The 23,958-nt window shown below is 44.8% G+C and carries 18 protein-coding genes; 13 read left to right on the top strand and 5 right to left on the bottom strand.

All coding sequences use genetic code 11. The annotated features are described in order from the left end of the window. Positions 1 to 3: 3 nt before the first annotated feature. From tagF to tssH, 11 genes are all read left to right on the top strand, one after another. Positions 4 to 675, top strand: a complete 672-nt coding sequence (tagF, locus tag ACJJIV_RS09605) for a type VI secretion system-associated protein TagF (protein WP_444891545.1) — start codon at positions 4 to 6, stop codon at positions 673 to 675. A gap of 24 nt (positions 676 to 699) precedes the next feature. Continuing rightward, a complete protein-coding gene (locus ACJJIV_RS09600) occupies positions 700 to 1,428 on the top strand; it encodes a SapC family protein (protein WP_444891544.1) in 729 nt (242 codons plus the stop codon). Positions 1,429 to 1,640: 212 nt separating this feature from the next. Next, entirely contained in the window at positions 1,641 to 2,423 is a 783-nt protein-coding gene (locus tag ACJJIV_RS09595; RefSeq protein WP_444891543.1) for a hypothetical protein, read from the top strand. 186 nt (positions 2,424 to 2,609) lie between these two features. Next, positions 2,610 to 3,905 carry a type VI secretion system protein TssA gene (tssA, locus tag ACJJIV_RS09590; RefSeq protein ID WP_444891542.1) on the top strand — a complete coding sequence of 432 codons (1,296 nt, stop codon included), beginning with the start codon at positions 2,610 to 2,612 and terminating at the stop codon, positions 3,903 to 3,905. Positions 3,906 to 3,949: 44 nt separating this feature from the next. Further along, positions 3,950 to 4,471, top strand: coding sequence for a type VI secretion system contractile sheath small subunit (tssB, locus tag ACJJIV_RS09585; protein WP_252084227.1), 522 nt, complete (start codon positions 3,950 to 3,952; stop codon positions 4,469 to 4,471). Continuing rightward, entirely contained in the window at positions 4,468 to 5,955 is a 1,488-nt protein-coding gene (gene tssC, locus ACJJIV_RS09580) for a type VI secretion system contractile sheath large subunit (RefSeq protein ID WP_252084228.1), read from the top strand. The genes tssB and tssC (ACJJIV_RS09580) overlap by 4 nt, the downstream gene beginning before the upstream one ends. Positions 5,956 to 6,060: 105 nt before the next feature. Continuing rightward, on the top strand, positions 6,061 to 7,575 hold the full coding sequence (gene tssC / locus ACJJIV_RS09575) for a type VI secretion system contractile sheath large subunit (RefSeq protein ID WP_444891541.1): 1,515 nt from the start codon (positions 6,061 to 6,063) through the stop codon (positions 7,573 to 7,575). 4 nt (positions 7,576 to 7,579) lie between these two features. Beyond that, positions 7,580 to 8,053, top strand: coding sequence for a type VI secretion system baseplate subunit TssE (tssE, locus tag ACJJIV_RS09570; protein WP_252084230.1), 474 nt, complete (start codon positions 7,580 to 7,582; stop codon positions 8,051 to 8,053). Further along, positions 8,053 to 9,882, top strand: coding sequence for a type VI secretion system baseplate subunit TssF (tssF, locus tag ACJJIV_RS09565; RefSeq protein WP_444891540.1), 1,830 nt, complete (start codon positions 8,053 to 8,055; stop codon positions 9,880 to 9,882). The genes tssE and tssF overlap by 1 nt, the downstream gene beginning before the upstream one ends. Next, the gene (gene tssG, locus ACJJIV_RS09560; protein ID WP_444891539.1) at positions 9,846 to 10,976 is read left to right on the top strand and encodes a type VI secretion system baseplate subunit TssG; all 1,131 of its coding nucleotides are present in this window, start codon (positions 9,846 to 9,848) and stop codon (positions 10,974 to 10,976) included. Before tssF ends, tssG begins: the two co-directional genes overlap by 37 nt. 39 nt (positions 10,977 to 11,015) lie before the next feature. Next, complete coding sequence (gene tssH, locus ACJJIV_RS09555; protein WP_444891538.1) at positions 11,016 to 13,679, top strand: type VI secretion system ATPase TssH; 2,664 nt, start codon at positions 11,016 to 11,018, stop codon at positions 13,677 to 13,679. Between the two features lie 263 nt (positions 13,680 to 13,942). On the opposite strand, the gene ACJJIV_RS09550 is transcribed toward tssH, so the two are convergent. From ACJJIV_RS09550 to ACJJIV_RS09530, 5 genes are all read right to left on the bottom strand, one after another. Then, positions 13,943 to 14,824: a M91 family zinc metallopeptidase gene (locus tag ACJJIV_RS09550; RefSeq protein WP_252084234.1), complete on the bottom strand. Its 882-nt coding sequence runs from the start codon at positions 14,822 to 14,824 to the stop codon at positions 13,943 to 13,945. Positions 14,825 to 15,217: 393 nt separating this feature from the next. After that, entirely contained in the window at positions 15,218 to 15,511 is a 294-nt protein-coding gene (locus tag ACJJIV_RS09545; RefSeq protein WP_152450772.1) for a PAAR domain-containing contractile injection system baseplate protein, read from the bottom strand. A 3-nt stretch (positions 15,512 to 15,514) separates the two neighbouring features. After that, the gene (locus ACJJIV_RS09540; protein ID WP_444891537.1) at positions 15,515 to 16,093 is read right to left on the bottom strand and encodes a DUF6931 family protein; all 579 of its coding nucleotides are present in this window, start codon (positions 16,091 to 16,093) and stop codon (positions 15,515 to 15,517) included. Between the two features lie 16 nt (positions 16,094 to 16,109). Beyond that, entirely contained in the window at positions 16,110 to 18,017 is a 1,908-nt protein-coding gene (locus ACJJIV_RS09535; protein WP_444891536.1) for a type VI secretion system Vgr family protein, read from the bottom strand. A gap of 156 nt (positions 18,018 to 18,173) precedes the next feature. After that, on the bottom strand, positions 18,174 to 18,662 hold the full coding sequence (locus ACJJIV_RS09530) for an Hcp family type VI secretion system effector (RefSeq protein ID WP_252084237.1): 489 nt from the start codon (positions 18,660 to 18,662) through the stop codon (positions 18,174 to 18,176). A gap of 591 nt (positions 18,663 to 19,253) precedes the next feature. Between ACJJIV_RS09530 and ACJJIV_RS09525 the strand changes: the two genes are divergently transcribed. Next, entirely contained in the window at positions 19,254 to 21,872 is a 2,619-nt protein-coding gene (locus ACJJIV_RS09525; protein ID WP_444891535.1) for a bifunctional serine/threonine-protein kinase/formylglycine-generating enzyme family protein, read from the top strand. Between the two features lie 71 nt (positions 21,873 to 21,943). Then, positions 21,944 to 23,929 (top strand): ShlB/FhaC/HecB family hemolysin secretion/activation protein, encoded by a 1,986-nt coding sequence (locus ACJJIV_RS09520; protein ID WP_444891534.1) that lies wholly within the window; start codon positions 21,944 to 21,946, stop codon positions 23,927 to 23,929. Positions 23,930 to 23,958: the final 29 nt, after the last annotated feature.

Genomic DNA, 23,958 nt, shown 5'->3' with positions numbered 1-23,958 from the left:
AACTTGCAAAGCAGCATAGGTATTTTTGGCAAGCTTCCTGGGCATGGGGATTTTATCCAGCGTCAGCTTCCAGCGAGTTTCGTCAGGGTGTGGGATGAATGGCTGCAGCGTGCAGTGCATGGCTCCCGAGAAATAATGGGTGAAAACTGGCTGGACTATTATTTGACCAGTCCGGTCTGGCGCTTTGCCCACAGTAAAGGAATCATTGATGAGAACCCCTGGGTAGGGGTTCTAGTGCCTAGTGTGGATAGTGTGGGGCGTTATTTTCCTTTGACTATCGCCGCACCGTTACCTTCTTCTATGGACATAATTAACTTTATGCCAGATGCAGATAGGTGGTATCGGGAACTTACAGAATTGGCTGTCAGCGCACTGCAAAATATGCTCCATGCAGATCAGTTGTTCGAGGCCTTTAGTGAGGTGCCTGTAGAACTGGGGCAGCTGGCTACAGCTGCAGCACAGAGTGAGTTCTTTGTCGCGAGTAATGATGCCTCGGGTAACGAAAAGCGCTACGCGGGGTTGCTCGGACAGGTATGTCGTAAGCAGTTCGCCAGTTACAGTCTGTGGTCTTGCGAAGGATCACAGCATCTAGCCCCAACCAGCGTGCTTTGCCCCTCTTTACCCAGCCCTGAATTTTACTGCTCTATGTTGGGTGCCAGTCAGCAAAGACAGTGAATAAATAGGTAAAGGATATCTAGTGTGAAGCAAATAATAGTGGCTTTAAATAGTAATAAGCATCGGCGGCATAGTGTGTTAACCGGTGATATTTCACACAGTGAAACTCGACATATCTGTCAAGTGTACCTACCCGAGTTCACGGCTCTGGCTGGAGAATGTCCGATCATATTTTTAAAGTCTCAAGAAGAGAATGCCCTGGAAAGTTGTGCTTTATTAGGTATAAAACCGGGGCAGAATCTTTTTATTCAGCAGGATAAATGGTTGGGTGGTTATATCCCGGCAACATTGAGAGCTTATCCATTTTACTTGCATTACAAAGATCAACTGGAAACAAATCCAATAATTTGTGTGGATTCATCCTCTCTCTCACTTGGTAGCTTAGATGGAAATAGAAGTAGGCTATTCGATGATGAGGGGCAAGCGACAAATGCATTATTGCAGGCCAGAAACTTACTGAATGGAATTCATCAGCAGAAATCAAATAATAAAGAGTTTATTCGTTGCCTCACTGAGATGGAACTCTTTCAGGAGCAGGTAGTGGTAGTCGATTTACCTGGTAATACCAAACATCGATTAACCGGTGTATTTTGTGTTACTTCAGAGCGTATGAATGCATTGGATGATAATGACTTCTTACGCTTAAAAGAGCGTGGCTATTTAGCTCCAATATACGCTCATATGCTGTCTTTGCATCAGTCAACAAATTTAAGCCGGCTATTCAAAAAGTATCAAGTGAGGCTACTTCACTAGAGGGTTAAGGCTAAACAATAAAAACCCTATTGTTTTTAAAGCATTTGAGCTTGGTGAAGCAATGGCAACTTACTCCAGGTGCATTAAAGCTCATGGCATAAGTGAAATTAATTGAGTAGCCTATTTAGGAAAAAGCTACCAGTGTACAGGGCTCTTTGGTTGTCCAAATATCCGCCAACCTATCTATAACTGCAGGAAGCAAGGGTTAAGGTATGTCATATATCGTGGTATTTACTGGGGAGATTAGAGCACTTTTTGAGCGGCGAAAGGCAATATCAGCCCTGGGTAGCGAGTTTGGATTTAGTTTTACACAAATTAAAGCGCTTATGGCTAGCAGCCGCTCACAGCTTAGAAAGACTACAGATCGTGCAGAAGCCTGTCGTTTTGTTCAGGAATTATGGATGGCCGGTTGGCACTCCAAATTATTTTTGGGCTCTGACTTGTTGCACTCTACTAAAGAATCCGTTGAGCGTGGTGCTTCTCATTTACCTGTGGTTATGAGAAAGCTCCACTGTGAAGGCTCGCAGCTGCAACTGTGCGCACCGCGTAATTGGGTAGTTTGTAATAATTTGAATCCAAACGCTGAAATTCAGGCTGGTGATACCGAATTAAACCGATACCTGATTGTATTGGAGCAAAAGCGAACTGAACTTCCCGAAGAGCTAAGCCTCACGGACTATGCCGAGGCTCAGATGCAGCAGTGTTTGAGCAAAGTATCTAATGGCAACCTTCTAAGTGGCCCACAAGTGCTAGAGCGCGATTGGCAAATGGGTTTGTTGTACGAGATGAGTGCTAATGTCGGCAAAGATTCGGTTCAATATATGGTTGTTTTTTTTCGCGGTAAAGAGAATTTCTATACCCTTTTTCTATGGACCTCTTTGCAAAGCTTTGCACAAGCAAAAACAGAATTTATTCAGGTAGTGGCTAGTTTTCAATGCTTTCCGGAAAGTGAGACTACCGCAGAAAGTAAGGCCTCAGCTGTAATTGCTGTGTAATTGGCTTGTCAGCGGCTGTAAAATCTAAAAAAATAACAAAAATTATTTGTTTAATATTGTGCGCTGTGCACTTTTTTTAAGGTATTGCGATTACATTGTGTCATTTGCCTTGATTAGATCTTTACAACGTGTACTCTTCTCGGAAATCTTCTTGAAGGAATTGATTGGGTAGAAGGGACTTTTTTCATGGCATTCCCAAATACAATAAATATCGAAGAACTCACGGCTCCTGTTTCTTCAGAGAGCCCTGTCGGTGAGGATATTCGGGAGGATCGATCACCGACCTCTGATTACTACTCCATCAAAGATGCACGAAATAGTGCTAGGGCCGCAGAGCGCTCGGCCATGTTTGATGACACAGATTCTGATCTACTGGCCCCTTGGCGTGATGTGGCAAAGGCCGCAGAAAAGATTCTGACAAAGAAAAGTAAAGATCTGGAAGTGGCTAGCTGGTATACAGAGGCCCTAATTCGTCTCCATGGTTTTAGTGGTCTCAGAGATGGCTTTCTATTAATTGAGCATCTGGTTACCAATTTTTGGGATGGCCTATACCCAGTTCCTGATGAGGATGGTATTGAAACTACGGTTGCACCACTGACGGGCCTTAATGGTGATGGCGGTGACGGTACGCTAATGATGCCGATCCGTAGTGCACCAGTAACCCCGGAGGGGGATTACGGAGATTTCTCTTTTTTCCAGCATCAGCAAGCTCGGGATGCAGATCGTATCGCAGATGAAGATGCTAAAGCGGCCCGCATTGAGACTCTGGGATATAGCCTGGAAGATGTAGATCAATGTGTGAACAGCGCGACTAATGAATGGGCTAAGAATCTGATAGAAACTATAGAAGCTACTATTAGCAGCTATAAAAATATCAATGATACTTTGCGCTCTAGTTGCGGTCACGATGCACCGCCATCAACTAATATTTCCTCTCTACTGGATGAAGTATTGCGTACAGCGAGATTCATTTATAAGAGTCAGCTTGATGCGCTAGCACAGAGTGAGGCACCGGAAGTAGCTGAAGACACACAGAGTGAGTCCCCCATAGAGGAAGCTGTTCCCAATGTGGTATCAACAATAGTTGCGAATGCTATTGCTGCACCCACCGGACCGGTTAGCTCCCGAGAGGATGCTCTTAAATTACTAGAACAGGCCGCGAAATATTTCCGTACCTACGAGCCACATACTCCTTTGGCTCCAGGGTTGGAACGATTAATAGGCTGGGGTCGTATGACAGTCTCTGAATTGATGACTGAGTTACTACCAGATGAGCAGTCCCGAGCCCTATATTCCCAGTTGACAGGTGTTCGTCTCGATGGAACGGATACCCAACGTTATGTAGCTCCGCCGGTAACGAGTAATACCCCATCACCAATTCCAGCTGCATCTGAGCCAGCATCAACAGCCACTGAAGCTGCATCTGCAGCTGAGGATAGCTGGGGTGGGCAAGCACAAGAAGAAGCCAGCTCGGGTTGGTAATTAATTAAGAACAGCAGTCCCTAAATCTAGGAAGGAGACCTGAGATGTCTGAGAGTATCCACAATAAACTTAAGCGTGTGCGCAAACCACGTGTACATATAACTTATGATGTTGAAACCAATGGTGCGGAAGTTAAAAAGGAACTTCCCTTTGTTGCTGGTGTAATGGGCGACTACTCAGGGGATAACACCGAAAATCGCAAAGCATTGAAAGATCGTAAGTTTGTTCAAATTGATCGCGATAATTTTAACGATGTAATGACCAAGGTTAATCCAAAACTGAATCTTCAGGTGGAAAATACCTTATCTGGTGATGGCAGCAAAATTGGTATTGATCTCGATTTCAATCATATGGATGATTTTTCTCCAGAGAAAATCGTCGATCAGGTTGAGCCGCTGAAACAACTCTTGGAAGCACGCAGTAAATTACGTGACCTTCTCAGTAAGGCAGACCGCTCTGAAGAACTAGAAAAAGTTTTAGAAGACATCCTGAAAAGTACGGAAAATGTCGGTGCTATTTCCGAGCAGTTGGGGTTGAACAAGGATAAAGGAGAGGACTCAGAATGAGCACAGAAGTAGAAAATGTTGCGGAAGGTGAAGCTGAGGAACAATCGGTCAACCTACTGGAGCAGGCTATTGCCGCGACCAAACAAACAGAACCGCAGGAAGCCCAGGATCTGATCGCAAACCTGACAGAGCAGGTTTTAAAAGGAACCGTAACCTGGGATCGTAACCTTACCCAGACAATCAAAAAAGCAGTCAGTGCAATTGATCAGGCTATGTCTAAGCAAATGGCCGCTATTCTGCACGATGAAAAATTCCAGAAGCTTGAAGGTTCCTGGCGCGGACTGAATCATCTGGTGATGAATTCTGAAACCGGTGCAACCATGAAGATTCGCATGCTCAATTTGAGCAAGCGCGAATTGTTCCGAGACCTGGATAAAGCGGTTGAATTTGATCAGAGCCAGACCTTCAAAAAGATTTATGAAGAAGAATTTGGTATTGCAGGTGGTGAGCCATACGGGTGCATGATAGGTGATTTCGAATTCACCAGTCACCCTGAAGATATCGAGCTTCTGAGTAAAATGTCCAATGTTGCGGCAGCGGGTTTCTGTCCGTTTATTGCTGCAGCCGGTTCAGGTATGTTTGGATTTGATAACTTTACCGAACTGTCGAAACCCCGTGACCTCGGTGGAATCTTTGAGTCAGCTGAATATATTAAGTGGCGTAGTTTCCGAGATAGTGAAGATTCTCGTTTCGTTACTCTGGTTATGCCACGGACTCTGGCCAGAACTCCCTATGGCGCAAATACCAAGCCAATCGAAGCTTTTGACTTTGAAGAGTTTGAAGTTGATGAATCTGGAGTTTCACGCCCTGCGGACCACGACCAGTACTGCTGGATGAATGCCTCTTATGTAATGGGCACCACCATGACCAAGGCCTTTGCTGAGAATTCCTGGTGTACAGCCATTCGTGGTGCCGAGGGTGGTGGTAAAGTGGAAGGTCTGCCCTCACATATATTCAAGAGTGATGACGGCGATATGGACCAGAAATGTCCAACAGAGATCGGTATTACTGATCGCCGTGAAGCCGAATTGAGCGCTCAAGGATTCTTGCCGTTATGTCACTACAAGAATACCGATTACTCTGTATTTTTTGGTGCTCAAAGTGCGCAAAAACCAAAAGCCTATGACGACCCGGATGCTACCGCGAATGCAGCGATTTCTGCACGTCTTCCCTATCTGATGGCTACTTCTAGAATTGCCCATTACCTGAAAGTAATGGCGCGTGACAAAGTAGGCTCCTTTATGGAGGCTAGTGATTGTGAACGTTGGTTGAATAAGTGGATTACTCAATACACCAACTCAAATCCGGACGCAAGCCCAGAGATGAAGGCAAAGTATCCGCTTTCAGAAGCTCGAGTTGAAGTGAAGGAAATTCCAGGTCAACCCGGGTGCTACAGTGCTGTTGCCTACCTGAAGCCCTGGTTACAAATGGAGGAGTTGACCACCTCCATGCGTATGGTTGCCAATATCCCATCTGCCGGATAAAAACCTGTGCCCGCCTCGGAATAAGGGGCGGGCAATTTTTTGCAAAGTCTTCATCAAAGCTTTAAATTACTTGAAACTGTAAGAAATGCTAATGGGAGTTTTCCGGTGCCCTGCGCAACAAAAAAAGAATTTAGAGAAGATTATTTAGATATTTTGCCGGAAAATATAGCGAGTGGAGATCAGGGTGAATTAAAGCGTTTTTTACGCGAACCAGACGAACTATTCTCTTTTGAATACTGGTTAACAGAAATATGTCCTTGTCCAAAAAAGGAGAATTTTTCTGTTCGCCAATATTTGAGTCGTATTATTGTTGAGCTTGATGAGCTTATATGCGATCAAGTTAATCGGATTCTTCATAACCCTCGTTTTCAGCGTCTAGAGGCAAGTTGGCGTGGTCTATCAATGCTGGTATTTGATACACCACATTCAGACAATATTAAGATAAAACTGCTAGATGCCAACTGGAAAGACTTGAGCAAAGATATGGAGAGGGCCCCAGATTTCGATCAGTCTGGACTTTTTCATTTAGTTTATAACGAAGAATTTGGTACTCCAGGTGGAGAGCCCTTTGGTTTGTTAATGGGAGATTATTATATCTCGCATCGGCCGATGGCAGATCACCCTTACGATGATATTTTTACCCTGCAGGGCATAGCCCATACGGCCGCCGCCGCTTTCGCGCCATTTATCTGTGCTGCAACACCTCAACTTTTTGGTGTTGATCATTTTGATGATTTGGCCAAGCCAATTCGCTTTTCTGAGGTTTTTCGTCAAAAAGAATATATACGCTGGAATAGCTTGAGAGATTTAGAAGATAGTCGCTTTATAGCCATTACTTTACCTCAAGTGCTTATGCGCGAGCCCTATAGCCTAGAATTTTCAGAATATCGTGGGTTGAGATTTGAGGAGCAGGTTAGCGGATCTCACAACCGGCGATATCTTTGGGGGAATTCCTGCTTTGCTATGGGGGCAGTACTGTTACGCGAATTCAGTGAAGTTGGTTGGTTTTCCCATATTCGCGGTGTTGCACGGGATCATCTTGGCGGTGGATTGGTGACTCAGTTGCCCACCCTGGCCTATAAGCCGGACAGCCGCCCTGGTATGGTTAAGATGACCACTTCGATTCTGGTTACAGATTTTGTAGAAAGGGACCTATCAGAACTGGGTTTTGCATGCTTAAGCCACTGTTATGACACGCCATATAGTGCTTTTAATAGTGTGCCCTCTCTTCAGAAAGCTAAGCAATATACATCGAAAGCGGCTACGGCGAATGCGCGTATTAGTTCTATGCTGCAACAAATTCTTTGCGCCTCACGCTTTGCTCACTATATCAAGGTGATGATTAGGGATAAGGTGGGTGCCTATATGAATGCTGCTGATTGTGAGCGCCAGCTTCAGCATTGGTTGGACCAGTATACTACTGGGCGAGATGATTTATCCTGGGAAATGTTGGCACGTTACCCCCTGCGTGAAGCTCGAGTTCGTGTGGCGGATGAGCCTGGCAAAGTAGGTAGTTATCAAAGCGTAATTCATCTTAAAAGCCATTATACCGTGGATCACTTGGTATCCGAGCTCAAGCTCACTACGGCTCTGGCAACGATAGGTGTTGGGGCTTCATAGAATTATGGCAAGAGAAAAAAGACTGTTAGCTCCAGTGCTAGATCGACTACTTGAATCATCTAGTAAAGTAAATGTTCACCAATCCCATCAGATTTTACGCCAGCTACGTGAGGGGGTTAGGCGCGATCTCGAATATTTATTTAATACACGTTATCGCTGTATTTCACCACCATCTGAACTGCGGCACTTGGACGAGTCAAATATCAATTATGGTCTGCCAGATCTGTCTACTGTCAATTTATCCTCATTAGACAGTCGAAAACAATTCTGCCGGGATATTGAGAAGACAATTTTACATTTTGAACCAAGAATTCGCTCTGTAAAAGTTACCACTCAAGATAAGGTAGATGTGGAAGATCCCAGCATACGTTTTCGTGTAGAAGCAGTATTGCATGTTAATCCTGCATCTGAGGTTATCGTATTTGACTCTGCCTTAAACCCGGTAACACAAATGGTAGACGTGTCTGAGATTATGTAATGAGTGAAAAATTAATAGATCTCTATGAGCGTGAGCTCGCATTTATTCAGCAAACATCCGCTGAGTTTGCCCGTATGCACCCTGCAGCTGCATCACGTCTGCAGTTAGATGCAGATACCGTAGATGATCCGCTTGTGGGGCGTTTGTTGTCTGGTTTTGCATATATGAATGCCAGGGTTCAACAAAAACTTAGTGATGATTTCCCTGAACTTACAGATGCAATGCTGGAAACATTGTATCCACATTATTTACGACCCATTCCATCATGTGCGATCGTTCAATTTGAACCGGATTCAGACCTTGATGCAATAACGCAGGTTGATGCAAAAACGTTATTGGAAAGTGATAGCTTTCAAGGACAAACCTGCAGGTTTACAACTTGTTATCCGGTGGAAATTAATCCGTTTCAACCGGTCAGCGCAAGCTTAATGCCACGCCCGTTTATTGCTCCTGGTTGTAATGAGATTCAGGGAGCAAACGCCGTTCTTAAGCTCTCCCTTAAAGCTTTGAGTCCTGATCTGAGCTTTGCGGAGATGAATCCCGAAAAAATAAGATTCTTCTTGCGTGGTCAAGCGACACATGTGTATAGCCTCTATGATCTGCTTTTAACCAAATGTGTAAAGCTGGTTGTGGCAAATGGAGAGAGTGATCCAAAACCGACTTTTCTATCCCCAGAGGATATTTGCCAGGTCGGGATGAATGTAGAAGAAGGTTTATTACCCTATCCAGATACAGCATTCATCGGTTACAGGTTGCTTACCGAATATTTTGCTTTCCCAGAAAAATTTCTCTTCTTGGATATTGAAAATTTACAGGGTGCTTTGAATGATAGTTATGCAGATACATTGAACCTGTATTTTTATCTTTCAGAGACGCATGAGGAACTGGAAAAACAATTGGTTCCAAGTATGTTTGCACTCGGCTGTACGCCAGTTATTAATTTATTCAAGCAGAGTGCAGATCCTATACCTCTCACCTATACCCAGTATGAATATCATGTTATAGCAGATGCTCGTCGTAGCGATGGACTGGAAATATATTCCATTGATGAGGTGGCAGCCACAGACGGTGATGGCGAAACCACTAAATATAGGCCTTTCTACGGGATTAAGCATAGCCAACACCACGCGGAACAGTCAGCATTTTGGTTCAGTCGGCGTCGTGAAGTTATAGAAGGGGAGCATCGCAATGAGCAGGCTTCCGAAGTTGATTTGAGTCTCGTTGATTTAGATTTCAATCCGCACAGGATTAATGATCAAACACTCGATATTAAATTAACTTGCTGTAATCGGAATCTGCCTAAGAAGTTACCCAGTGGCAACTCTCAACCTTATCTTGAAGTAGTTGATGGTGATGTCCCAGCGAAACGAATTAGCTGTGTTGTGGCACCAACAGCGACATTGAGGCCTCCGAGAAGAGAGCGAGGCTACTGGAAGCTGATATCACACCTGAACTTGAATCATCTCTCCTTATCTGGAAGTCAGGGATGTGATGCCCTCAAAGAAATTTTCAGACTGTATGATTTTAGGGATTCAGCCAGTACTCGTAATTTGATTGAATCTTTATTAAAGCTGAATACAAAACCCATTACTGCTCCTATCCAGATTGATCAAAGTGTCGTTCTTTGTCGGGGAACTGAGGTAGAAATTGAACTCGACTCGATGATGCTCACTGGCACTAGCCCTTTATTATTTGCCAGCATCATTGAACGTTTTCTTGGCTTATATTGTTCTATTAATTCATTTACTAAATTGATTGCTACCATGAGTGGCAGAGATGGAGAACTTAAAAGATGGCCACCTCGCGCCGGCGAAAAAGCTTTACTGTAATAGAGCGGCTGCGTCGAGAGCCCTATCATTTCGAATTCTATCAGGCGGTGCGTATCCTGGAGCGTGCTGTGTCTTTGGCGGATGGCGGATTTTGCGATGAACCTATTGCCAGTGCGGCTCCACCAGCGAAGGAAATGGTTCGCTTCAGCGCCCAGACCGGTTTATCTTTTATTGGCTCAGACGTTTTACGTCTGGAAAAAAAGATCAGTAATAATGTAGAAATACAAGACAAAGAAGTTAGTCAATGGCATATGGAGGTTGGCTTTACTGGTCTTATAGGGAGTCAGGGTGTAATGCCCTACTACCTGACGGAAATAGTTCAAAAAGAGCTCAGAGAAAATAATACCGCTCTGCGGGATTTTCTCGATATGTTTAATCACCGTCATACTTCGCTACTTTATAAAGCATGGCATAAATACCAATTGCCTGTGAACTATGAACGCCAGCGTTTACGCAATGAAAGGGTTCCAGATATTTTTACACAGGCGATTGCCTCTTTGGCGGGCCTGGGTACTAGCGAGATGCGCTATCGATTGCCAATTCCCGATGAAGCTCTTTTGGGTATGGCAGGCCATTTGGGGCAGGGACGTTGCTCTGCAGCTGCGCTGACCAGCATGATTAAGCATTTCTTTGGTTTGGATGTCGCTATAGAGCAATTTCAGGGGCAGTGGGATGAATTACCGAAAGACATTCTCTGTCGCCTGCCTTGTGATGAAGCTCCCGGTGGAGTAAATAACTGTCTAGGGGTAAACACAATTCTGGGTACGCACTGTTTCCAAGCTCAAAATAAATTTCGAATAGTCATCGAACCAATGGCTTATGAACAATTTATGACTATTGCCCCGGGAACTCAGAAACTGGAATCCCTTAAAGCCTTTATCAAACTAAGTGCAGGGATTGAGTTGGACTTCGAGCTATCAGTATCTTTACCTGCGCAACAAGTTTCGCCTGTTCAGTTAAACAAAAAATCTGATCATGAACCTCTTTTAGGGTGGAATACACATATGGCCAGTGAACAGGAATCAGCAGAACTCATACAGATTACCTTAAGTGCTGAAAATATGTCGCCTGATGAAGCCTTGCCAGCAGCATAATTGTTCATTAACAATAATTTTTAAAAGGATCTTTTTACTGTGATAAATATCGATTTGAAGCGGCTTGTTGATACCATGACACCGCATATGCGTGATTCTCTTGAAGGCGCAGCCGGCCTTTGTTTATCTCAAAATCAATACAATGTTGAACTTGAGCACTGGCTGCTTAAATTATTAGATCAATCAGATACAGACCTTTATCACCTACTGGAAAAACATGACTGTAATCCGGCAAATTTTGCTAAACAGCTTGCCTCCTCTATAGCTGGATTCCGCTCGGGAAGTAGCCGACCTCCTGCACTATCTCCGACAATTGTCGAAGCGGCAAAGAATGCTTGGATGCTGGCGTCTATCGACTATGGGCACCGTGCAATCAGTTCTGGACACTTCCTCGCAGCTCTGCTGTTGGAAGAGACTTCACGTCGACAAATTCAAGAATCTTGTCCAGAGCTTAAAAATATAGCGCCTGAGTCTATTCGTGAAACTGCCCGGGCGATGTTTGGACAAAGTGGTGAGTCGAGTCATATTGGTGCTGCCAGCGCAACTGATGATGGCGCTGCTGCCGTAGCCGCCGCCGCTAGTAAAGCGCCAGCTCTCGATAAGTATACCGTCAACCTGACTGAAAGAGCGAAGAAGGGGGAGATTGACCCAGTTCTAGGCAGAGATGAAGAGATTCGGCAGTGTATTGATATCCTCACTCGTCGTCGACAAAACAACCCGATTCTCACTGGTGAGGCTGGTGTTGGTAAGACAGCCGTAGTTGAAGGCTTTGCTTTACGAATTGCCAGTGGAGATGTACCTGAGCCTCTACGTGGTATAGCAGTTCGGACGCTGGACCTGGGCTTACTTCAGGCCGGTGCTAGCGTAAAGGGCGAGTTTGAGAATCGTCTTAAATCTGTGATTCAAGAGGTCAAATCCTCCCCAACGCCTATTATTTTGTTTATTGATGAAGCTCACACCATGATTGGTGCAGGAGGTAAGGAAGGGCAGGGGGATGCGGCCAATTTACTTAAACCCGCTTTAGCGCGAGGTGAGCTGAGAACTTTGGCAGCCACGACCTGGGCTGAATATAAGAAATACTTTGAGCGGGACCCTGCTCTGACTCGGCGTTTTCAGGTTGTAAAAGTTGAAGAGCCCAGTGAAGTAAATGCCATTGATATGATGCGTGGAATTGCCACTACTCTTGAAGCACACCATAAAGTACGCATCCTTGACGAGGCAGTTATCGCTTCGGTTAAGTTATCTCATCGTTATATTCCTGGGCGCCAACTACCTGATAAATCTGTAAGCTTGTTGGATACTGCCTGTGCCCGCGTGGCCCTGAGCCAATCAGCTACTCCTGGCGCTATTGAAGATGCTCAAATTAATATTGAGCGAACTAACACAACGCTTGCCAAGTTGGAGCGTGAAAATGCAGCTATGGGTGAGCATGAAGAAAAGCTGACAGAATTAAAAGAATTCAAGCTGAGTGAAGAGCAGCGATTAGCTTCGTTAAAACAACAGCTTGTTCAAGAAAATGAGCTGATTGAACAGATACAAAAAATTCGAGATCAAATTGACTCCGAATTTATGAAAGGAAAGAGTGAGAATCTGGAGCCCGATTCAGCGCTTTTATCTGATTATCAACAACAATTGAAAAGCTTGTCTGCAGAACTTGAAGTAATACAAGGTGAAACACCTTTGATGCAGCCATCTGTTGATGAGCAGGCTATCGCTGCGGTGGTTGCCAACTGGACGGGTATTCCCGTTGGAAAAATGGTCAGTAATGAAATCGTAGCTGTTAAAACTCTGGCTGGGCGACTGAACAAGCGCGTGATTGGTCAACCCCATGCAATCGAGGCTGTTGCTCAGGCAATTCGTACTTCACGGGCAGGATTGACTGATCCACGCAAGCCAGTTGGTGTATTTATGTTTTGCGGCACTAGTGGCGTAGGTAAAACTGAGACTGCATTGGCTTTAGCCGATGAGTTATTTGGTGGTGAGCAAAATATCACTACGATAAACATGGCTGAATTTAAAGAGGAACACAAAGTATCTATGCTGCTAGGGTCTCCTCCCGGATATGTAGGGTATGGGGAAGGAGGAGTTCTTACCGAAGCTGCTAGGCGTAAACCTTACTCCGTAATCCTACTGGATGAGATGGAGAAGGCCCATCCCGGCGTACAGGATATTTTCTACAACCTGTTCGATAAAGGTACCATCAAAGATGGTGAAGGGCGTGATATCGACTTTAAGAATACCGTTATCATTATGACCTCTAATGCTGGTGAGGATGCTATTAGGGCTATATTCAGCCAGGTAGAGGAAAAGCCAGAACCAGATGTACTGCTAGATAATATACGTCCCCAATTACTACAGAAGTTCAAACCAGCGTTTCTTGGCCGTGCTAATGTGGTTGCCTACTATCCGTTGGATGATGAGAATCTGGTTGAAATTTGTAAAATCAATATGCGTAAGATTGAGAAGCGTGTTCGTGAGCACTATGGCGCTTCTTTTTCATATGATGAGGATGTACTTGTTAATATTGTGGCGCGTTGCCATGAAGCAGATACTGGTGCCCGCAACATTGAGGTAATTCTAAATAAAACTTTACTACCAGAATTAGCCAGTGAGTGCTTAGATAAAATGGCGAAAGGTGAAGAGGTTAAGGCAATTAAAGTGTCTGCGACTGAAGAGGGTGATTTCGCCTATAAAGTAGACTAATCTGGAAATTAGCCCAGTAGTGCTAAACTCCTGGGCTATTCATGATGTATCCAATACATTAATTAAAAAACGCTAAGTGAATTCATTTAATTTATATTGGTTTTTATCTGTTTTGGTGTTGTGTTTGGATATAATTCCTGGAAAATATACAAATGAAGCTTCATAAGCTATATGGGTTATTCAAATAATTTTCTTGCTGGGGGATTTAGTACATTTTTCTATGTTTAAAGGAGTGCCTAAGGTTTTTTACTTTGTGCGATAGCTTAATTCACCTGTCCAATGCTGCCATATTTTCTTCGTCTAGCTATACCATGTTCAACACGAATAGTATTTTCTGAAATTGTCAGTGGGTCATTAGGTAGAACATTGTTGTCATCGCTTAGGCCCCCTACATTAGCTAGCTCTTCAAGTAGAATTCTTTCAGTTGTTACCCAAATCCAGCCTTGGGTTCTCGTAGTAATAACATTATTTGGGTTGTTGACGGTTCTATTGAGATCTGGAATTCTAATGCTTGCCCCGCCAGTATTTACGCGAGCCCTAAAGAATCGTGATGGTTGGGTTACTTGAACATTATGTAGCATGTTTTGACGCTCATCTACTAAGCAAGTAATTTCAGTTGCGCCACTTAAATAAACTCCACGATTTATTCGATCAGCGTGGCCGAGCTCATGTGCCAAGGTGATAAAAATAGGGCAAGCACCGCCATCAGTTACAGTGCCATTTTGATTGAGATTTGTGGTAGTCTGAACTGTGTTATTCCAGTGGACACATGCACTGGCTCCTGTGCTCATTACTTTTCCCATGAAACCTTGATCGTGTTTAACTAGTGGGACGTAATACTTAAAGTTACTCCATACCCTATCTTTTAACCACTTATCTGGAACTGCCGCTAATCCGGCACTTTCAGTTATTCTTGTATCATGTGGGCTGGCAATAATCCGAGAAACAAGGGTTGCACTTTGAGGTAGCTGTAAGAGTGCATTGGTCATACCAACACCCCGTGTAATTCGAGTAACCGTACGAGCACCGAAGTGATATTTTTCTGCAGAATATGCTAGGGCATTGGCTTGCCCAAGAAGAACAGTTAAAGCGTTTCTAACTTGATTAATAAATGCTACATTGGTTGAATCAATACAGAGTCCCATAAAACTCTCCTTTCATGGTTGTTGATTGTCATAAAGTTTTGGCTCTTATTCCCTTCAATAGGAAAATTTGTTGGCAGCCAATAGATTTTCATTTTTGGGCATGAATGTATGTATTGGTAGTTGACTAAGAAGTTCTTTTCGAAGTAAAAGATTAGAAATACGAAAAACCAATCGAGATATTTTCGGAACAAGTTAGACATAAAAGACCTCATACTCAATTGGTTTGTATTATATTTTTGGCTTTTATGGTCTTTTCTAATTTGTTTAATTTATACTGCTAATTGGCACGTCATGACAAACAGAGTTTGTCTTATGAGGGTTATTAAATAAATTTATTGTCCCTTAAATTCTTTTTTTGCTCTTATTTAAGTTAAGCAAAGGTCACTGTGAGGGTTAACCACCAATTAATACTGTAGGGCACCCAATAACAATCTTTCCTCCATGCCCAGTTGTATCTCCCATACGGGCAGCTGGCTTTTTTTGTAGCATTACGGTAGTGCTACCCATAGCAACAGTATCCGGTGGCCCAACACAAGTACAAGTGCTGCCAACAGTGGCGGATGGCATGCCGCCGATGATTACTGTTGGAGCACCTGGGCTGAGAATAGGGCCGCCTACATGAGGTACGGTACCAGTAACCATGGGGCATACATGCATATCGGTGATACGTGAAGCTGGCTTGCCCATAATTTAATCCTTCACTCTTCCATTGCCGCCACGGGCCAGATCCAGACCCTGTTTCATATAGCGGTCAAAGCGTTTGGCGGGGTCTACTGGATCAGATAAGACTGCTGCTAATGTAATACTGCCAGCCACTGCGTGCGCATAGAGGTGTTCTGGCGGTTCAACCACAGGCTCGCCTTCGGCTGCGAGGCTGCCATGGCACCAGCTGGCTGCGGTTGCTGCCCAGCTTGCGGGCGTCTTGTGCTTGGTTTTATCACCCAGTGTTTTACACTTTAATCGCGACTCCTCGTTGGGTTTTTTAGCCCAGGTTTCTGCTGCGATCAGTGCACTAACATTGTCTTCGTCAGTCTCAGGACTTTGAATATCGCGTGCCGCAAGGCAGGCCCACCATACTGCTTCTCGTTTTGGCAAACCGTGGGCTAGTAGCTTTATTGCATCCGGGTAGAGGCCAACCTCTATCAATTGGTTAATGCTAACTTCAGGTGCGGTATCTGGCACCAGATGCTCTTCCGCTTCCTCGCTAACCTCAAAATTCTTAAGGAGCTCAGCTGCAGTTAACGCTTGTACTTTGATTAGGTCGGTCATCTGCTGTTTAATCCCATCAATTGATCATGGTAACGCCACCTTTTAAGGTGAGCATACCACCGCCCTTAACTTCAGCCGTCGCATCTCCTTTGCAGGAGAGCATTGTTCCTTTGATGGTAATACCTGCCGGTGTTAGCTTGATACTGCTGCCACCAACCTTTAACTCAATTGAAGCCTTGGAGGATATCTTGATAGCACCCATGGCATCGGTTGTTTGGGTGCCTTTACTCACTTTAAGGGTATGGTTGCCTGAACCGATAGTGACAACCTGGTTGCCCTTATTGACATTGAGTTTTTGGTCACCTTTGGCAATGGTGACAACTTCGCTACCATCCGTGACGGTAATACTACGATCCTGTTTGATTTCTAATGTTTGCTGGTTTTCAATTTTTCCAATTTGATCGTTATGGATCACAAAGTTATGATCCTTGCCAGCTTCCATATAAATTTCTTCATTGCCACCCTTGTCATCAAACCTAAGCTCATTGAAAGTGCTGCCTTCGTACTCAGTTTTCCAACCACTTTGAGTCGCTGTGTAGTTGGGCCCAGGGTTGTCTCCGTTATAAACCGCCCCGGTAATCAATGGCCGATCCGGATCGCCATTGATATAGGTAACAACGACTTCTTGGTTAACTCTTGGAACAAAATTCGCGCCCCAGTTCTTACCGGCAAAGGACTGCATTACCCTCACCCAACAGCTGTTCTGTTGAGAATTCCAGGGGAATTTAACTTTGAGCTGTGTATAGGGGTCCTGTGAGCTGTCTGAAGCTGTGGCCTTGACCTCTAAAACTCGTGCTACCTGTGGTGAATGGATTTTTTTCTCACATACATTGGGCTGCGGGCGTGGCATTACCGTAGAAGGTATACAGCTAAAGGTGTTGTGGAAGTGGGTATCAATACCATTTCCATCTGCTGCAGAGGTATGCACTGAGGTAATAAGATACTTGCCCTTTTCAGAAGATAATGAGTGATCGAAATTGAAACGACCGCCTGCAGTAAAGGAAGGGCAATCACTGCGACCATGACTTACATCAAAAAGTGCTTCTTGCGCTTCCATTGCCCGTTCGGCAAGTGCTTTGTGATAGCTGTCTGTAAATTTGTGCTTGTGCTCACCATCAACCTGGAAATGGTTTAAGCCATAGAGGCCACGCATATAATTTGCAACATCATTAAGCTGGCTGGTTGTTTTTACCTGCTGCTTGTTGTCTTTAGTTGCTGTGTACTCGCTATAATCTTTAAGCTCAAACCCACCACCGTGATAGTTGAAGTTTCTTCTCCAGCTACTTACGGTATTTTTGGTTGGATGGCTGCCTCCTCCGTCATACTCAATTTCAGCGCTTTCGCAGTCATAAAAATCTTGAGAATCATCGCAAAGAACGAGTTCGTGCTGTCCTGAGGAATGCTTGAAATAGTAGGATATGCCTTCTTCAGCCATCAGGCGATTGATAAAATCAAAGTCGCTCTCGTCAAACTGAACACAATATTCACGAGTAATATACTCAGCATTTAGCTTTAGAGTGAGTTTTATTACTCGGCTATATTCTCCCAGAACCTCTTCTAGAATTTGCTTGGCAGATTTGTTTTCAAAGACTCGGTTGCTACCAGCCAAACTGGTAAACCACAGACCCGGTTGCAAAATGGCGCTATAACTGCGTACACCTTCAGCATTAACATCATGTAGAGAGAACTGGGTAACATAACCATTGATATGGCGAGGTGTTTCAGAGTGGTGAATGGAAACTGTTACCGGTTTGCCAACAATATCCTTTTGTTCAATAGCATGGTCATCAGAAAGCAATTGCACTTCATAGCGGAAAAGCTTAGATATATGCTCTTCGCCTTGCAGGGTCGTAGCAATTAGCGCATCTGTGCCAACCGGGCTATCGACCGTAATCATTCTTTTATCTTGATTGAGTGTAGCCATGGGCAGCCCCAACTATCCCTACGGTGCCTGAAAGAAATGAGAAACTAGCAGATTTGCAGATCTTTAGCTGAATACTCAATGAGTATTCAGCTAAAGACCTGTAGACAGCCCGCAGAGATTCTGCAGGCCATCTTATCCCAAAAGGGTATAGACCTATTACAGCGGAGTAGCGGTAGTGAGGTCGTATCCAACACGCATGTTTTTGGGGTTCTTGTTGGATTTGTCAGCGTGATTGAGGTCAGCCTCAATCTTGGCAAAGCTAAGGGAGATGGATTCCTGAGGTGCGCCGCCAGCAGAAGCGCCGATGCTGTAAGAGGAGATCAGTACGTTTTCCAGCTTATACACAGCGTACTTTTCTACAGAGTTAGCGCCAGTTTGTACAACGTGGATCTCAACAGGTACGCCTTCGTCACCAGTTACGGAAGCCTTAAACAGGCCACCAGATGCAGCGTCAATACGCTTGGTGAAGGTAACTTCGCTCAGGCTCGGACGAGAAGCTTCACGGTTGGAGGTAGCGCCGGCTTCCATAGTGATACCGCGACCAACACCAAAGTTGAAGCTGTCAACTTCGATCCAGTCTTCGTAGCCCTTGGCAGTAACGTTACCCTTAGTGGCGAGGCTGTTGAAGTTCATGTAAATAGCCATGGGAAATCCCTCTTTGTTGGCTTGAGATATTGGTGGTTAGTTCCTTGCTACCGCATTAGTGCGGTAACTCAGATGGTGTCGCAATGACAACTGAGGTGATTTAAACAGAGTGAAATGCAAAAAAAAACCGAAATTTCAGCTTATAAAATCGACTCTGGCACTAATTATCCAGGGGAGTATATTGATTGCCGGAAGTATGCCGTCTGCGCTTATTCGACTCTGACACTAATTAATTTTCTATTGAACAGAAATGCTTGATGTCAAAAAAAATGAGTATTTGAGGAAAAAATATTAAGAATTGTTAACGGAATCACGTTAATAAAATATTTTAAGTTAAGGATTTTCTTTTGTCAGGTGAGCTTGTAAGAAGGTGTAATTATTTGTCTTCAGTATCAGTTTCTCTTCTGAGTCTGTAATTGTCGAGTTGTTTTTTCAAAACGGTATATAGTCAAATATATTTGCTTACCTGTTCATTGTTGCCTAAAAGGCTGTTCGATATACTTTGCCCCTTATTTAGCTTGACAACCTGCCCGTAGCAATATTTTGTTACGGTCTTTGGATGTGTCGAAAAGCTTTCCCATGGAGGCGGAATTGAACGATAAGACACGTGTTGTTCGGCCGAACGGCAATCTGCCCGGACCGGATCAATCTAAAAAGGGACTGACAGATGATGGCGACGTAACCGTCGTTGTTAATCAGGACTCCACTGGGAAAAATGATCACCCTCCGGTGCGGGGTGCGCAGGCAATACTGCCCTCTGCTGCATCTGGGGTTAATCCAGATGCAACAGTTTTTAGCCCTGCACCTCGAAAGAATACCGGCCAAAAGAAAGAGCCGGGCCAACTTTCTGGTGGAATTTCTGCAAACCCTATTGATACTTCTGACTCTTTTGAGCCGTTGCCATCTGGCGCTGTAACCAAAACAGTGATCAAGGGGCGATTTGAGCTAGATAAGCTCCTTGGGGTTGGCGGTATGGGAGCTGTTTATAAGGCACTTGATCGCCGTAAGCTGGAAGCGAATGACAGCGAGCCTTATGTAGCAATCAAGCTGTTAAATGATGATTTCCAGAAACATCCTGATGCCTTTATTTCCTTACAACGGGAAGCGCGTAAGTCACAAACGCTGGCTCACCCCAACATCGTAACGGTTTACGATTTTGACCGCGATGGTGATCGGGTCTTTATGACCATGGAGTTTCTCGAAGGTGCACCGCTTGACAAACTCCTGCGAGAGCATGCGGATGTTGGACTGGAACCCGAAAAGGCGCGCTCTGTTTTTTCTGATATTTCCCAGGCCCTCATTTACGCTCATTCCCATAAGATCGTCCACTCCGACTTTAAGCCTGGCAATATCTTTGTTACCAGTAAGAAAGGTGCGAAGGTTTTTGACTTCGGTATTGCTCGAGCCGTATCTGAAGGGGGGATCGCCAATAAAACTGGCGAGACTACGGTTTTTGATGCTGGCAGTCTGGGAGCTTTGACGCCCGCCTATGCCAGTTACGAGATGCTGAAAGGGGGTGAGCCCGCTCCATCTGATGATGTCTATGCCCTCGGGTGTGTGGCCTACGAGCTATTTTGTGGACGGCATCCTTATGACAAGGTTCCCGCTGATAAGGCCTTAGAAAAGAAGCTACGCCCGAAACGTATTAGGGGGTTAAATCGACGGGAGTGGCGTGCTCTTGAAGCCGCTCTGCAGCTAAAACGAGAAGATCGTACTGACACCGTAGAAAAATTTGTTCAGACGTTTTTTGTCAGCAATACCTGGAAGTGGGTATTAGGTGGGGCTTTCACCATGGTGCTTGTAGGTGCTGGGGTGGGCTATAGCCACTTGGAACAGCAGAATACGGCTGAGCAAGAAAGAGTAAAGATTGAGCTTGAAAAGAAGCTCCAGGAAGAGTTACTACAGCGGCGAATCAGTGATAAAAAAGAAGCGATTAATCGTTTGGTGTCACTGAGTATCCTTACTCCAGCCTGGGAGAAGGACCTCCGCCTTGAACTTCATGAGTATTCTGAGCTCAACCCCAGCGATGAAGAATTTCTCGATAATAAACTCCGTGAAATTTCGGAGCTGTTTCTCGCCGCGGCTACCGGTCAGTTAAACCTGGGTAATCTGGATCAAGCGGATTCCATGCTGGAAAGCGCTGCCAGCTGGTATGGCGTATCCAGCCAGGCTGTTGCGATTAAATCCCAGCTGGCTACGGATAGAGAGAATCTGCGAGCTCGCTTGGAGGCTGAGCGCCTAGAGGCAGAGCGTGAGGCTGAGCGCATTCGTCTTGCGGAAGAACGCGCTGAACGCCGACGCTTAGCTTCTATTAAAAACAGGCAAATCGACACTGTTCTGGCCAATATGGAATCCACACTAACCTGTGGCTTTGATATGAATGTCGCCGCTGTGGGAGCGCAGTTATCTCAGCTGGCAAGGCTAGATAGTGTTAAAGCCAGGCAGATTCGTCCGGTTGTTGGTGAAGAGCTTAATAACTGTGCCACCAAATTGGGTGCTGAAGACCCACTAAGGACAGAGGCTCTAGTCGATGAGTTCAGGGCACTCCTGCCCGGTTATCAGCCCCTCAAAGAATTCAAGCTGGATTTTTGTGGTCACCTAATCCCAGGTAGCGGTGGCAGGGGAGACCGCTACAGCTGTCGCGATCGTCTTGCGGATGGTACCAAGGGGCCTGCAATGGTAGTGGTTCGAGGTGTGAGTGGTCGGCCCTTGGCAGTTGGAAAGTATGAAGTAAGTAACCGAGATCTCGAGCACTATTGTAGTGCAACCAAACAATGTACAGCCATTGATATCGCTGCGGGCGATCTGCCAGCCAACAACTTAACTCTTCAAGACGCAGAAGCGTATATCACCTGGTTATCTGATGAGACGGGGTACCGCTATCGCCTTCCATCAGAGCAGGAATGGTTTGCAGCTGCCAGCGCTAATGGCGAGGAAGAAGTTGCAGACCGCAACTGCCATTTAAAGTATGGCGGTATTGAAAAGGGGGCTGAGTTAGTGCCTGCTCAGGACGGATCGACAAACAGGTTTGGCCTAGTGAATGCTGTGGGCAATGTTCAGGAGTGGGCGAAAGGTACTGACGGGGAGTTACTTGCGCTTGGCGGTAATCGACAAGACCCCATGAGCCGCTGTCTCGCTACATCTAAAAGGTTGCATGCAGGGCTTGCAGATGCATTAACAGGCTTTCGCATTGTTAGAGATGTAAATTAATAAAAATACGCCGTCTCCAGTCATGTGAAGATTGAAATCGGCTAATTAAATAAGAGTAATTTGGGGGAGTTATGCTTGGGCTTGGAAAAAGTAAGCTGGCGCTATTCATTGGCGTAGGCTTTCTATTATCGAATTTGCCTGTTTATGCTCAAGACGAAGGTTCCAGCTTCCGCAGTCGTGTAAGGCAGGCTTTCGATCAAAATACGCCAACAGTCAATGAGGCGGACGTAACCAAAGACTTTCTACAGCGCACCTATGAAGCTGAAGATCCAAATCTGAATACTGAGATTCCAGAGATATCTCAGCGCAATCAGGGCCCACGGATTACGGTTAAAGAATTTCAATTTCACAGGCTGGAAGAGTATCCAGAATTTGGTATTGAACGCGAAGTTATTGAAGAAATGGCAGAAAAGCTTCGTGTTAAATTTATGAAAGAAGATAAAATCCTCGCTAGTGGTTATACGGTTGATAACCTAGAGGAATTGGCAATTTTATTGGGTAATATGCAAGCCCAATTTGATCCAGGTGGTTTGGGACCAGCTGAACTCAAAAAACTTGTCAGTGTAATAGAAAAGCAGAATAAAGAACGCGGTTTAAGTTACGCTGATCTGGAAGAAATTGCCGCCGAACTAACTAATTTTTATCGTCGTCAGGGCCTTTTTCTCGCTCAGGTTCAAATACCCGCTCAAGATGTTGAAGATGGTGTTGTAACCCTAACTGTACAAGAAGGGTTGTTGGGGCAGGTCGCTGCAGAAGACAATAACAAATATGCTCTAGAACAACTGGCTAAGCCTTTTAAAGAACAAAAAGGTAAGCTGGTCAACCATGATAATATTGAAGAAGGACTTTACCTTCTAAATGATCTGCCTGGATTAAATGTTACCGGCTATTTTAGTGCTGGAGAAAATCCGGGTGAGACCAAGCTGAATTTGAAAGTTCGTGATGCTAGCAGCTGGAAAACCTCCTTCAGGGCCGATAACCACGGATCAGCTTATACCGGCGATCAAAGGTTTTATACAACTGTGGACTGGCTGAACCCTTTGGGTATTGGGGATGCCCTGACTATAGGCTATTTGAAATCAACTAATGTTACGGATTTTGATTCAAACTTTGGCTCCGACCTTGGTCAGTTAAGATACAGCCTTCCATTATTTGGGCCGCGCACCAGGCTCCAACTTTCTGCAGATTACAATGATTTTGTATTGCGTGATGTTGAAGATCCAGATAACCCTCTAAATGTCCTTGATATCCACGGGGATAATACCAGCTACGCGCTAACAGTAGATCATAAATTCCGTCGCTCCAGGGATTTCAATTTAACGGGTTCATTTGGACTTACTGAGAAAAAGTCAAATCTGCGCGCAATCACCCAGTTTGATGAGCCGGGTGATCATGTGTACGGGGGTGAATTAGGTTTTTATATGGATCACCTCTCCAGTGGTTCTATTCCCATGCTCAATATATTAAGCACCAGTGTTCAATATGGTGAACATCAGAGAGAGCTGGAGGAAGACCTACAAGCGGCACGTGGAGATCACTTTGCCAAGATTTCTTTAAATAGCAGTTCACTGCTGTTCCTGCCTATGCCGTTCACGGAAGATCAATCTCGCTTAATAATTAAAAGCCGAGTACAACACAGCGATAACCCCCTGCCAGCATTTGAACAGATGTCATTAGGGGGCGCTAACGGAGTTAGAGCCTTTGATGTACGAGACTTTTCCGCCGATAGAGCTGGGCTTTTATCTGCCGAGTGGTATCCCAGCTTCCCAGAAGTGGTTAACCCTTTCCTGTTTGGTCAACGCCTGAACGATATTGTGCAAATTGCACTGTTTGCCGATGTGGGTTACGGCATTGTAAACAATTATAAAGATGGAAAAGAAGATGACTGGGCAAGGCTTGCTGGTGGCGGCCTTCTGTTTAAGTTCAGCTGGAATGAATTCTTCTCCAGCAAAGTATCAGTCGGCTGGCCTATTGAAAAAGACTCTTCCATCGAAGGTACTGGGGAAGATATAGATCAACCAATGGTCTATGCAGACTTTTCTATTTTTTATAACTAATAATTCAGAATTCATCGATAGCTGAAGCT

The sequence above is a fragment of the Microbulbifer mixtoriginis (SeqCode) genome (assembly GCF_052466765.1).
This window is presented reverse-complemented; position numbering and strand designations above follow the sequence as displayed.